At 70.9% G+C, this 12,981-nt stretch carries 9 protein-coding genes and 1 pseudogene; 5 read left to right on the top strand and 5 right to left on the bottom strand.

Translation table 11 applies throughout. The features are described 5' to 3' along the window. The first annotated feature begins 406 nt into the window (after positions 1-406). Positions 407-1,885, top strand: a complete 1,479-nt coding sequence (locus tag F3J18_RS31195; protein ID WP_025099516.1) for a SulP family inorganic anion transporter — start codon at positions 407-409, stop codon at positions 1,883-1,885. Between the two features lie 126 nt (positions 1,886-2,011). Here F3J18_RS31195 and F3J18_RS31200 read toward each other — a convergent pair whose 3' ends face one another. From F3J18_RS31200 to F3J18_RS31210, 3 genes are all read right to left on the bottom strand, one after another. Then, positions 2,012-2,992, bottom strand: a complete 981-nt coding sequence (locus tag F3J18_RS31200; protein WP_166915966.1) for a sulfonate ABC transporter substrate-binding protein — start codon at positions 2,990-2,992, stop codon at positions 2,012-2,014. A 230-nt stretch (positions 2,993-3,222) separates the two neighbouring features. Next, positions 3,223-4,089 carry a MerR family transcriptional regulator gene (locus F3J18_RS31205; RefSeq protein WP_025099514.1) on the bottom strand — a complete coding sequence of 289 codons (867 nt, stop codon included), beginning with the start codon at positions 4,087-4,089 and terminating at the stop codon, positions 3,223-3,225. A gap of 9 nt (positions 4,090-4,098) precedes the next feature. Next, positions 4,099-4,692 (bottom strand): GNAT family N-acetyltransferase, encoded by a 594-nt coding sequence (locus tag F3J18_RS31210; protein ID WP_025099513.1) that lies wholly within the window; start codon positions 4,690-4,692, stop codon positions 4,099-4,101. Positions 4,693-4,881: 189 nt separating this feature from the next. Between F3J18_RS31210 and F3J18_RS31215 the strand changes: the two genes are divergently transcribed. Beyond that, positions 4,882-6,441 (top strand): methyl-accepting chemotaxis protein, encoded by a 1,560-nt coding sequence (locus tag F3J18_RS31215; protein ID WP_166915968.1) that lies wholly within the window; start codon positions 4,882-4,884, stop codon positions 6,439-6,441. A gap of 109 nt (positions 6,442-6,550) precedes the next feature. On the opposite strand, the gene F3J18_RS31220 is transcribed toward F3J18_RS31215, so the two are convergent. Then, positions 6,551-8,209 (bottom strand): ATP-binding domain-containing protein, encoded by a 1,659-nt coding sequence (locus tag F3J18_RS31220; RefSeq protein ID WP_025099511.1) that lies wholly within the window; start codon positions 8,207-8,209, stop codon positions 6,551-6,553. Between the two features lie 182 nt (positions 8,210-8,391). Between F3J18_RS31220 and F3J18_RS31225 the strand changes: the two genes are divergently transcribed. After that, positions 8,392-8,910, top strand: coding sequence for a DUF305 domain-containing protein (locus F3J18_RS31225; protein ID WP_166915970.1), 519 nt, complete (start codon positions 8,392-8,394; stop codon positions 8,908-8,910). Continuing rightward, complete coding sequence (locus tag F3J18_RS31230; protein WP_166915972.1) at positions 8,907-10,436, top strand: YncE family protein; 1,530 nt, start codon at positions 8,907-8,909, stop codon at positions 10,434-10,436. Before F3J18_RS31225 ends, F3J18_RS31230 begins: the two co-directional genes overlap by 4 nt. A gap of 142 nt (positions 10,437-10,578) precedes the next feature. Here the strand turns inward: F3J18_RS31230 and F3J18_RS31235 are convergent, their stop codons facing one another. Then, positions 10,579-11,433 (bottom strand): helix-turn-helix domain-containing protein, encoded by an 855-nt coding sequence (locus F3J18_RS31235; protein WP_025099508.1) that lies wholly within the window; start codon positions 11,431-11,433, stop codon positions 10,579-10,581. Between the two features lie 458 nt (positions 11,434-11,891). Here F3J18_RS31235 and F3J18_RS31240 point away from each other — a divergent pair. Beyond that, positions 11,892-12,981: pseudogene (locus tag F3J18_RS31240) on the top strand (FAD-dependent oxidoreductase); the annotation flags it as partial.

Here is a 12,981-nt window from a genome sequence, read left to right on the forward strand (position 1 = left end):
CCGGTTAAAATGCGCGGCGCGCGGCGGCCGATGCCCTCGCGCCCGCCCGCCGGGTGCCGCCAGGCGCCGCTGCCCGGCCGGGCCATCCTCCTCGACGAATTCATCCCGCTACCCATGTAATCGCTCGCGAACTCCCGTCAGTCCATTCCGCCCGACCGATCGGGGGTTCGCGGACCGATGCCGCCTGCCTGCGCGCGCGCCTTGCGCCGCCCCGGCCAGGCGTCGTCCCGTCTACCCGTGTTCCACACGAAGCCAGCCGGCAGCGCGCCCGGGATCCGTCCCGCGCCGTCCATGCCGGCGGCATCCGAGCCCGTCCGCGCCCACCCACGGCCGGGCAGTGCGCGCCGGCCCGACGCTCATCGGGCCGCGCGGCGCTGTCCCCAACGATTCAACACGGAATCCACCCATGCACGCCCGTACGCTACGCGACGAGTGGTTCGGCAACCCGCGCGGCGACCTGCTCGCCGGCCTGGTCGTCGCCCTCGCGCTCATTCCCGAAGCGCTCGCCTTCTCGATCATCGCCGGCGTCGACCCGAAGGTCGGCCTCTACGCCGCCTCGGTGATCGCCGTGGTCTCCGCCTTCGCCGGCGGCCGCCCCGGCATGATCTCGGCCGCCACCGGCGCGGTCGCGCTGCTGCTGACCTCGCTGGTGCGCGACCACGGCGTCGAATACGTGTTCGCGGCCGGCATCCTGGCCGGCGCGCTGCAGATCGCAGCCGGCCTGCTGCGCCTGGGCGAACTGATGCGCTTCGTCTCGCGCTCGGTGATGACGGGCTTCGTCAACGCCCTGGCGATCCTGATCTTCCTGGCCCAGCTGCCGCAATTGCGCGACGTGCCGCTCTACGTCTACGGCCTGCTGGCGCTGGGCCTGGCGATCATCTACCTGCTGCCGCGCGTGACGCGCGCGGTGCCCTCGCCGCTGGTGTGCATCGTGGTGCTGACGGCGATCGCGATCGCCCTGCACCTGCCGCTGCGCACGGTCGGCGACATGGGCGCCTTCCCCGATCGCCTGCCGGGCTTCGCGCTGCCGCACCTGCCGTTCACGCTCGACACGCTGCGCATCGTGCTGCCGTACTCGATCGGCATCGCGGTGGTGGGGTTGCTCGAATCGCTGATGACGGCGGCCATCGTCGACGACTACACCGATACGCCGAGCGACAAGAACCGCGAATGCCGCGGCCAGGGCTGCGCCAACATCGCCGCCGGTTTCCTGGGCGGCATGCCGGGCTGCGCGATGATCGGCCAGACGGTGATCAACATGAAGTCGGGCGGGCGCGGGCGTCTGTCCACCTTCGTGGCCGGCGCGGTGCTGCTGGTGCTGGTGGTGTTCCTCGGGCCCTGGGTGCGGCAGATCCCGATGGTGGCGCTGGTGGCCGTGATGGTGATGGTGTCGATCAGCACCTTCAGCTGGAAGTCGATCGCGAACCTGCGCACCCATCCGCGCAGCTCCTCGCTGGTGATGCTGGTGACCGTCGCGATCGTGGTGGCGACCGGCAACCTGGCGATCGGCGTGCTGGTCGGCGTGTTGCTCTCGGCGCTGTTCTTCGCCTCGAAGGTGCGCCGCGTGCTGCAGGTCGAGGCGCTGCGCGATGCCGGCGGCGAGCGCCGCTACCTGGTGCGCGGGCAGGTGTTCTTCGCGTCCTCGGAAGCCTTCGTCGCGCAGTTCGATTTCCACGAGCGGGTCGAGCGCGTGAAGCTCGACGTCTCGCATGCGCACTTCTGGGACCTGACCGCGATCGACGCGCTCGATCGCATCGTCAACAAGTTCCGGCGTCACGGCGTGGAGGTCGAGATCGTCGGCCTGAATCGCGCCAGCGCGACCATGATCGAGCGCTACGCGACGCACGACAAGGGCGATGCGGGCGCGGCGACGCTCTCGCATTGAGGCGCGCCGGGCCTCGGCACATCGCTCGCAACGGGGCTGGTGCGCGAGGCACGGAACGCGAAGCGGCGCGGGGCCGCTCGACGGCCGCGCGCCGCTTCATGCTTGCCGCCGGCGCCGGCGGCGCGCCTACTTCGCGGCCAGCGCCTCGTCCACCGCGCGATCGCGCCAGACGTTCCCAGCCACCTCCAGCTTGCGCGGAATCAGCTTCACGCCGTAGAACGCGTCGGCCACCGCCTGCTGCGAGGCGACGATCCGCTCGTCGATCGGCACCGCGCCGAACGGCACGCGCTTGAACCAGGTTTCCACCAGCGCGGTGTCGAGCCCCACCTTGGGCGCGATGATGGCGGCCGTCTCGGCGGGATGCCCGTTGACCCACAGGCCGGTCTCGCGAAGCTGGCGCAGCACCGCGCCCACCACCTCGGGATGCGCGGCGGCGAAGTCGCGGGTGGCCTCGTAGAAGTTGTAGGTGGCCGTGAGCCCGGTGTAGTCCGACAAGGTGCGCACCTTCAGCGAACTCTGCGCGGCCGCGTAATAAGGATCCCAGACCACCCAGGCGTCCACGTCGCCGCTCTCGAAGGCGGCGCGCGCGTCGGCGGGCGCGAGATAGACGGGATGGATCTCGTCGTAGCGCAGGCCGGCCTTGTTGAGCGCGGCCAGCAGCAGGTAGTTCGAGCTCGAGCCCTTCTGCAGCGCGACTTTCTTGCCGCGCAGCCCGGCCACCTCGCGGATCGGCGAGCCGGCCTTCACGAAGATCGCCTCGTTGTGCGGGGCCGGCTGCTCGGCGCCGACATAGACGAAGCGCACGCCGCCGGCCTGCGCGAACACCGGCGGCGGCGCGCCGGTATAGCCGAAGTCGATGCTGTTGGCGTTGAGCGCCTCGAGCAGTTGCGGGCCGGCCGGGAACTCGAACCATTTCACCGTGTAGCCGAGCGACTTCAGCTTGTCGTCGAGCGCGCCCTGCGCCTTCACCACGGCGAGCAGGCCGGCCTTCTGGTAGCCGATGCGCAGCAGGTGGTCGGCGCCGGCCTGGGCGCTGGCGGCGGTGGAACCGAGCAGCGCGACGGCGCTGAGGAGGGCGGCGGGCAGCCAGCGGGTGAAGCGGGGCATCGGGCAATCTCCGGGAGGGCGGCCGGCGGGCGGCGCAATTCGACGAAGCGGCAGCCCCCTTCTGGCGAGGGCCGCCCCAGTCGAAAAATCGTCGCACGGGCATCCGTGCGCACCAACCAAGCATTGCCGATATCAATATGACGGCGCGCCGACTATGGTCTTCAGCGCGCGGGGGCGATTGCCTTCGAGGGCGCGGGGCGCGTTGGTGGGCGCCACGCGGGAATGGGGTTTCAGCGCTTGCCGCGCTTGTCCTTGCCGCTGCCGCTGCCGTCTCGGGGCGCCGGCTGGCCTTCGCCGCGCGCGGCTTCCTCGCTGAGCTGCTTGTCGAGGATGGTGGCCACGCGTCCGCCGAGGTAGGCGCCCGAGGCGGCTTCCAGCGCGCGGTTCATCTCGCCCTCGACGAAGGTGGCCGACAGCGGCCGCAGCCGCCAGATCGCGTCGACCAGGGCCGGCACGTCGGTGGCCGGCGGCAGGCTGCCTTCGTCGTAGCGGTCGAGCCGGCGTACCACCAGGTCCACCAGCACGCGCGCGATCGCGTCGAAATGCGGCCGCGCGATGCTCATTGCGTCGACCAGCTCGCGCACCGGGATCCCCTCGCGCACCAGCGCGCCGGCCGCCTCGATCAGGCCCGGCGTCTTGGCGACGAAGGACAGGCCGCGCCGCTCCAGCAGGCCCAGCTCGGTCACGCGCATCAGCGAGGCCGGCGTTTGCGGGCCGAACATCGAGACCAGGTCGGCCAGCGAATAGGTTTTCGGACGCTCGTGCGACCAGCGTCCGCCGATCGCGTTCTCCAGGCCCAGGATCGAGCGCAGGTCGTGGCCGTCGTCGATCGCCTTGATCAGGTCCTGGATGTTGGACAGCGTGTAGCCGCGCGCCAGCAGATGGTTGATCACCTTGAGCCGGGCCACGTGGGTGTCGTCGTAGATGCCGACGCGGCCGCGCTTGCGCGGCGGCGTGAGCAGCCCGCGGTCCTGGTAGGCGCGCACGTTGCGCACCGTGGTGTCGGTCACGCGGGCGAGCTCGTCGACGGTGTACTCGTTGGCATGCGCGCCCTCGGGCGGCAGCTCGGCGGGAGAGGTCGGGGTCGGTGTCGGCATGCGCGGATTTTAGCCTGTGTGCGGGCCGGCGTCGCCCCTGGCGGGCGGCGCGTCGGCGCCGGGGCCCAGCGCGCGCTGCATCAGCGCGATGTCGAGCCAGCGGCCGTGCTTGTAGCCGACCGCGGCGAGCGTGCCGGCCGGCGCGAAGCCGAACGCGGCATGCAGCGAGGTGGAGCCGCCGCGCCCGCCGTCGGCGATCACCGCGATCATCTGGCGCCACGGGCCTCGCTCGCAGCGCGCGATCAGCTCGGCGAGCAGGGCGCGGCCGATGCCGCGGCCGCGAAACGCATCGTCGAGGTAGATCGAGTCCTCGACGGTATGGCGGTAGGCCGCGCGCGGCCGATAGGGCCCGGCATAGGCGTAGCCGGCCAGCCGGCCCTCGACGCTCGCCACCAGCCAGGGCAGGCCGTGGACGAGCACGGCGGCGCGGCGCGCGCGCATCTCGTCGAGCGAGGGCGGCAGCTCCTCGAACGAGGCGACGCTGTGCAGCACGTGGTGCGCATAGATCGCGTGGATCGCGGGCAGGTCCGCGTCGCGGGCATCGCGGATCTCGCAGGCAGCGTGCGGGGCGGAGGCGGACGAGGCGGTGGCGGGGCTGGACACGATCGGGATCAGGGGTGGAGGAGGCGATGAATCGCCACTATGCGCGAGATATTGCGCTGGAGCAAAAAAAGCCGGCGATTCCGATTATTCGGGAAAACGCAATGCTCAAGTTTGGCCCGATCGCTCCGTAAACATCGTCAGCAATGACCGTGCGCGCGAGCGCTCCTGAATCCTGTCGACCGGCCCGCCATGAACGCCCTGTTTTCCCGCTTCTCGATCCGTACTCGCCTCTATTCGACGCTCGCGCTGGCGGCCCTGATCCTCTGCGTGACGGGCGTGGTGGGCCTGGCCGGCATGCAGAACTCGAACGAGGCGCTCAAGGATGCCTATGCCTCGCAGCTCGCCGCGCAGACCGCGCTGGCCAGCGCCAACCTGAACCTGACGATCGTGCGCACCACGCTCGATCGCGCCATCCTGCATCCGGATCGCCCGGACCTGCAGTCGGTGCTCAACAAGGCCGAATCCTACCTGGCGATCTCCGACCGGGCCTGGCGCGACTACAACGCGCTGCCGCGCCACGAAGGCGAGCAGCCGCTGGCCGACGCGGTGGGCGCCGCGCGCGGCGCCTTCATCGCGCAGGCGATCCAGCCGATGATCGACGCCATGCGCGCCGGCCATCCCGAGGAGGCCGACCACCTGATGATGAAGGTCTCGCCGCCGCTGTCGGTGGCGCTGACCAAGGCGGCGGGCGAGCTCGACAAGTACGGGCTGGACCGCGGCAAGGCCGTCTACGACGGCGCGCAGCGCAGCTTCTCGCTGCTGCGGCTGGTGTCGGCCGGCACCATCGTGTTCGGCCTGGCGGCCTGCCTGGGCTGCGCGATCGGCCTGCACTACGCGATCACGCGGCCGCTGGCGCGCCTGCTCGAGCATTTCCGCAGCCTGTCCGACGGCGACCTCACGCACGAGCTGCACTGGAGCTCGCGCGACGAGATGGCCGAGCTGGTGAGCGGCGTCACGCGCATGCAGCGCAACCTGGCCGAGACGGTGCGGCGCGTCTCGCGCGGCTCGGAATCGATCGCCACCGCCACGCGCCAGATTTCGGCCGGCAATACCGATCTGTCTCAGCGCACCGAGGAGCAGGCCGCCGCGCTGGAGCAGACCGCCGCCAGCATGGCCGAGCTGACCACCACGGTGCGCCAGAACGCCGACCATGCGCGCGACGCGCGCGAATCGGCCGACGACGCCAGCCGGATCGCCTCGCAGGGCGCCTCGGTGGTGGGCGAGGTGATCGGCACCATGAACGACATCGACCGCAGCTCGCAGCGCGTGGCCGACATCATCGGCACCATCGAGGGCATCGCGTTCCAGACCAACATCCTGGCGTTGAACGCGGCGGTGGAAGCCGCGCGTGCCGGCGAGCAGGGCCGCGGCTTCGCGGTGGTGGCCGGCGAGGTGCGCACGCTCGCGCAGCGCTCGGCCACGGCCGCCAAGGAGATCCGCGACCTGATCGGCGAATCGGTCGAGCGGGTGGCGGTGGGCTCGCGGCTGGTCGGCTCGGCCGGCAACACCATGACCGAGATCCGCAACGCAATCACGCGGGTGAACGACAGCATGGCCGCGATCGCCGCGGCTTCCGACGAGCAGCGCGACGGCATCGAGCAGGTCAGCCGCGCGGTCTCGCAGATGGACCAGGTCTCGCAGCAGAACGCCGCGCTGGTCGAGCAGGCCGCGGCCGCCGCCGCCTCGCTCGAGGAGCAGGCCGACGGCCTGCGTCACGCGGTGCGCACCTTCCGCGTCGCCACGGCCTGAGCCCGCGAGAGCCGGTGGCGGGCAGGGCGGCTGCCCGCGCTCGACGCCACCGGCCGCGACTCGCTTCGGCGCACGCATTCGAGCCCGGACCCGTGCATGCGCCCCGGCCTCAGTCGGCCGGCGCGATCCTGGCCGTCGCGCGCTGCGAGGCCACCACGATCAGCTTCATGGTCGCGCGCGTGGCGCCGACGAACAGCTTGCGCGCCGCGCGCGCGTCGAATGCCTCGAAATCGACCTCGGTGAGGATCACGCAGGGCGCGGCCTGGCCCTTGAAGCGGTAGATCGAGTCGAGCAGCACGTCGCCGTCCTGGTACTCGGGCGTACCGAACAGGTCGTACTTGCCGGTGAAGCGGCGCACCCGATGCGGGCCGAGCTGGTCGAGCGGCGTCAGCACCGAATTCTCGCGGCCGCGATACGAGAGCACCGCGATGTCCTGCTTGCGGAATCCCAGCGAGAGCGCCTGCGTGATGGCGCGCTTGGTGGCGTCGATGCAGGCCTCGCCGGTGGCGTCGCCGTCGTCGTAGGGATTGAAGGCGATCTCCGAGCCGTCGAACGGGCTGCCCGATTTCAGCTCGGCCGCCAGCGGCTCGAATTCCCCCACCAGGTTGCGCAGGTAGGCCAGCACGTCACGCGGGCTGCGGTAGTTGGTCAGCTCGCGCAGCGTCACCCAGCCCTCGAAGGGCACCTCGTCGCGCGTGTAGAGCGCCTGCAGCGGATCCTCCAGCCACCACCACGCGCCGCCGGGGCGCAGCACGCGTTCCAGCGAGGCCGCCCAGGCCGGCTGGAAATCCTGCCCCTCGTCGACGATCAGCACGTCGAAATGCCAGCGCTCGGGCACCGGCGTGGCCTCGAAGCGCTCCGCCAGCCGCGTGAAGGCATCGGGCTCGCTGAAGTCGGGCGTATGGCCCGCGTCGCGCAGCACCGAATCGCAGAACTGGTGGTAGTTGGCGATGATCGCGCCTTCGGGCGCCAGCCGCTTGATCGAATCGGCCAGCGGGCGGTTGAAGCAGACATACAGCACGCGCTTGCCGGCCGTCACGGCATCGCGCATCACGCGCACCGCGAGCTGGGTCTTGCCGGAGCCGGCGGTGGCCACCACCCGCAGCCGGAACGGCGCGAATTCGAGCCGGCGCGCCCAGGTGGCCAGCCCCGCCGAGAGCCGCGTGACCAGCGTGTCGGCCTGGCCGACCAGGGCGCTGGTGTCGGGCGCGAGCGATAGTTCGTCGGCCAGGAAGTGATGGATCTTGGCGGCGCTCGCGAACGGCGTCTCGTCGGCCGGCAGCAGCGTGGCGATCACCGCCGCGAGCTTGTCGCGCCGCGTGGCATCGACGATCCGATCGGGCGGCAGTCCCGCGATGGCCGGGTTGGCCACCGTGTAGTCGGGGCAGTAGAGCAGCGCGTCCACGCCGTATTCGCCGGCGCCGAAGGCGGCCGTCAGGCGCCGGTGCAGGGTCTCCTGCATGCGCGCGAGCTGGATCGCCACGTTGCGCTCGGTCTTCATGTAGACCTTGGCGATCCCCTTGGGCGTTTCGCGCAGGAAGCCGGCCTTCTGCTCGACCAGCAGCACGCGCCCGGAAGGGCTCACCACCACGAAGTCGGCCTCGCCGAACACCGAGAAATTGTGATCGGGACGCGTCCAGTGGACGCCGTGATAGACCGTGTAGGCATCGGGCAGCGCGCTTTCGAGCATCGCGAGCGTGTCGCGTTCGCGCTGCGCGGCGCCGGTGGCGGCCAGGCTTTGCCAGTCGTCGGGAATGATGCGGGCCATGAAGGGACTCGGAGGGGAGGGCGCGGCTATTGTACTCAGGCGCGCGGGCGGGCGGCGGCCGGGCTGCACGCTGGCTGCGGGCAGCCCGCGCGGGCAGGAAATTTCGCGGATCGACGGAATAGTCTCGCGAAATCCGTGTTCGCCTCGGTGACAGGATTGGCTGTCCATCGAGGAGACGAACCATGCGAGCGATACCCCGCCCTTCATCCCGACGCGCGCGCCGCCCGGGCATCCGTGCCGCGCTCGGCGCCGCGCTGCTGCTGGCCGCCGGCGCCGCGGCCGCCGCCGGCGCCCCGGTCCAGGACGAGCGCGCCTTCCTGGCCGAGAACGACACCGCCATGAGCCGCATGATGGACGACATGAGCATCAAGCCGTCCGGCGATGTCGACCGCGATTTCGTCGCGATGATGGTCCCGCATCACCAGGGCGCCATCGACATGGCGCAGGCCGAGCTGCGCTACGGCCACAACGAGCAGTTGCGCCGCATCGCGCAGGAGATCGTGGTCGAGCAGCAGCAGGAGATCGTCGCGATGCGCCTCGCGCTCGGCCAGCCGCTGCCGAGCGCCGCGCCCGCGCCGGACCAGCAGCGGCCGGCGACAGCCTCGTCCGCCTCATCCGCCGCTTCAGTTCCGTCGCAGCCGTCGGCCGCGATGTCGATGCACCACCACTCGTCCATGTCCATGAATAAGGAATCCAAATGAAAAGCTCGCCGCGCTTTCCCTCGCTGTTTGCTTCGCTGCGTCCGTCCCCGCGTCGATCCTTGATGTCGGCCGCCGCGGCCGCGATGCTGGTGCTCGCCTCGCAGGCCGCCTGCGCCGGCCAGGCGCCCGGCGCGCTGGCCGCGCCCGACGTGCCGGTCAGCCATCGCGACCGCGTCTATGCCGCCGAGCAGTTCTCGAACACGGTGTCGGTCACCGATCCGGCCGACAACCACCTGGTGGGCGTGATTCGCCTGGGCGATCCCTCGCCGGGCAACTTCAGCCCGCTCTACCGCGGCCAGCTGCTGGTGCACGGCATGGGCTTCTCGCCCGATCACCACACGCTGGCGGTGGTCTCGATCGGTTCGAACTCGGTCAGCTTCATCGACACCCGGACCAATGCCGTCAAGCACACCACCTATGTCGGCCGCTCGCCGCACGAGGCCTTCTTCACGCCCGACGGCAAGGAGGTGTGGGTGACCGTGCGCGGCGAGAACTACGTGTCGGTGATCGATGCCGAGAGCTTTGAGGAGAAAACCCGCATCACGGTGCCGGCCGGCCCGGGCATGACGATCTTCTCGCCCGACGGCCAATACGGTTATGTGTGCTCGTCCTTCAACCCGGAAACCGAGGTGATCTCGGTGGCCGACCATGCCATCGTCGGCCATGTGCCCCAGGCCAGCCCGTTCTGCCCGAACATCGCGGCCACGCCCGACGGCCGGCAGGTCTGGTTCACGCTGAAGGATGTCGGCAAGACCCAGGTGTTCGACGCGCGCCCGCCCTTCGCCCTGCTCAAGACGCTCGACACCGGCCCGATCACCAACCACGTGAACATCGTGCACAACGCGCGCGGCAGCTTCGCCTACGTGACGGTGGGCGGCCTGAACCAGGTGAAGGTGTTCCGCACCGACGATTTCTCGCAGGTCGCGACGATTCCGGTCGGCAACCTGCCGCACGGCATCTGGCCGTCGGGCGACGGCACGCGCGTGTATGTGGGCCTCGAGAATGCCGATGCGCTGGCGGCGATCGACACGGCGAGCAATCGCGTGATCGCGACGGTGCCGATCGGCCAGGCGCCGCAGGCGGTGGCCTACGTGCCCGACGCGGTGCCCGAGGGCGACGGCCGCGCCAATACGCAGCCGCTCGGCGTCGCGGGCGAGGCCGCGCATCTGGCGCTGGTGCCGGTGGGCGGCACGGCGGCGGCCGGCGCCGCGCCCACCAGCGTGGCCCTGTTCGACCAGGGGCTGCTGCAGGTGCTGCAGGCCTCGGCCACCGGCCTGCAGCCCAGGCATCCCTATGTGCTGGGCCTGGCCGGCGCGCCCGACGGCAGCGGCGCGATCGAGCCGCTCGCCAGCTTCATGACCAACCCGGCCGGCTCGGCGATCGTCAATGCGCTCGGGCAGATCCGGCGCGAGGTGGCGCCCGGCATGGACGCGGCGAACGGCACGCCGGATCGGCGGCGCTACCTGGTGATCGCGCCGCAGGTCGACGGCAAGCCGGGCGCGCCGGTGCAGGTGCAGGCGCTGTAGCGGGGAAGCGGTAGCGGGAGATGAGCAAGGGCGGGGCGGAGGATCGCCCCGCGAGGATGGGCGGCGCCGGCCGCCTGGTGCTGACTGGCTGGTTCCAGCCGGCCAGGGCGGGCCGGCCGCGCGCCTTCGCGCCGTGGCGAATTCAGTGCTGCGACAGGCGCTTGGCCAGGTCGGCGCACATCAGGCTCAGGCGCACCGGCTTTTCGTAGCAGACCACGTCGAAGGTGCGCATCGCGTCGCCGATCTCGGCCTCGCTGGCCTGGCCCGACAGCAGCGCGTCGGTCAGCACGAAGATCGGCGCGCTGGGGTTGTCCGAGGCGCGCACCGAGCGGATCACCGGCGTGGCCGAGCGGCCCTCGAACAACCATTCGGTCAGTACCGCGTCGAAGGCCTGGCTCTGCAGCGCGTCGAGGAAGGCCGGCAGGCGCTCGAAATGCGCGGTCGCGAAACCCTGCTCGTCGAGATAGCGGCACACCAGATCGGCGCTGACGCGATCGCCGTCCACCACCGCCACCAGCATCCGGTCGCTCTCGGCGCGGCGCGGGTAGATCTCGATCTTGTGGACGTCGTAGGCGCTCTGGTAGAGCACGCCGGTGTGGCGCAGCACGCGCCAGCGGCCCTGGTGCTCGTAGGCGACGAACTCGGGGCGCGCGCCCGGCTCGAGCTGCGCGCCGATCCATACCGTGCAGGGAATCTCGCTCACGCCGGCGAACAGCACCGCGTCGTGCGCGCTCGCGCCCACCATGCCGGGGTCGAGCGATTGCGCGCTGAACAGTTGCGCGGCGGGCTCGCCATAGGCTTCGGCGACCTTGCGGATCTGGGAGAGGGTCCAGGGGCTGCTGCCGCGCAGCTTGCGATGCCCTTGGGAGAAACTGAGATCGAGAATCCGGCACAGCTCGGTGGTCTGCTGCCGTTTGCCGATGCCGTTGCGGCTCATCAGCTCGCGCACGCGTTCGGCGACGGCTAGGGAGTCCGTGGTCACTGCTTCGTTGGCCATGCTGCGGGTGCGATCGGGTCGAGAAAGTCGCTTTACGACGTGTGGTTCATGTCGGACGAAGCCGTCTGTACTAGAGCGAGCCGACCGGCCACGCACGCAAACGTTAACTTTACCGCAAATCAGAAATGGCTCCGCCGACATTTACACTGGTGGATGTGAAAGCTGTAACCAAACATTGCGAAAACTCGCGCCGGGCACGGCTTGTGGCTCGGCCGGGCGGGGCTCGCGAAAGCCCGGCGAACGTCCTCGAGTACCCGCCTCCGGCGATGCGCGGCCGATCGTGGGCGGCGGGTTTCAGCCTGGTCGTCGCGGTTCGTCGGTCTTGTCCCTGGCCCGTGGTCGCGCCGCTCCGGCGCGAGACGGCACGCGGCTTCGAGCGCATTCGCGAAAGATCCCGGAGCCGCGGCCGGTAGAATGGCCGGTTCCCTCCTACTCGATCGATTCGCAGCACGCCGCGCATGACCACCACCTATCCGCTCCACGGCGCCTTCTCGCGCCCCGACGACACTTTTCCCGAACAGGCCGACGTGGTGATCGTCGGCGCCGGCATCATGGGCTGCGCGGCCGCCTACTACCTGTCGCGACGCGGGCTCAAGGCGGTGGTGTTCGACAAGTCGCGGGTGGCCGGGCAGCAATCGACGCGCGCCTGGGGCTTCGTGCGCCAGCAGGGCCGCGAAGCGGCCGAGGTGCCGCTGATGATGGCCGGCATGCGGATCTGGGAAGGCCTGGAGCGGGAGCTCGGCACCGATCTCGAATGGCGCCAGGGCGGCTGCCTCTACCTGGCCGACCAGGAGGACGACTGGGCCGCCTACCAGGACTGGCTCGAGGTGGCGCGCCAGCACGGGCTCGACACGCGCACGCTGTCGCGCGACCAGGTCGGCCGGCACGTGAACGGGCTGGCCGCGCCGGTGCTGGGCGGGCTCTACACCGCCAGCGACGGCCAGGCCGAACCGCGCCGGGTGGCGCCCGCCTTCGCGGCGCGCGCGATCGAGGGCGGCGCGCGCTTCTTCGATGGCTGCGGCGTGACGGCGATCGAGACCGCCAACGGCGCGGTGACGGGCGTGCTCACCGAGCGCGGCCGGGTGAGGAGCGCGCGGGTGATCTGCGCGGCCGGCGCGACCAGCTTCCGCCTGCTCGACGGCATCGGCATCCGCCTGCCGCAGCAGACCGTGCGCGGCACCTGCATTCGCACCAACGCGCTGCCGGCCGTCTCGGCCGCCACCATCTGGGGCCACGGGCTCGGCATCCGCCAGCGCGCCGACGCTCACCACGCCCCACACGCCGACCTCCCCGCCCGCCCGCCCCCGCCTGTGACCACGCGCCCGACCTCCGCCAGCGCGCCGACGGCCGGATCCATCTCGCCGGCGACATGACGGTCCATCTCGACTTCCTCTTCGACCTTCTGCGCGGCCTGTCGCTCTCCCTGCCGGAATTCTGGAAGCACCGCGAGAAGTACCGCGTGCGCGTGAACGGCGCGCTGCTGGCCGCCCTGAAGCGACGCCTGGCGGGCGGCCACGACGCGATCGAGCCGCGCGAGCCGCTGCCGCG

Origin of the sequence: Burkholderia sp. Ax-1720 (genome assembly GCF_011753035.1) — a bacterium.
In the GTDB taxonomy this organism is placed as follows: domain Bacteria; phylum Pseudomonadota; class Gammaproteobacteria; order Burkholderiales; family Burkholderiaceae; genus Burkholderia; species Burkholderia gladioli.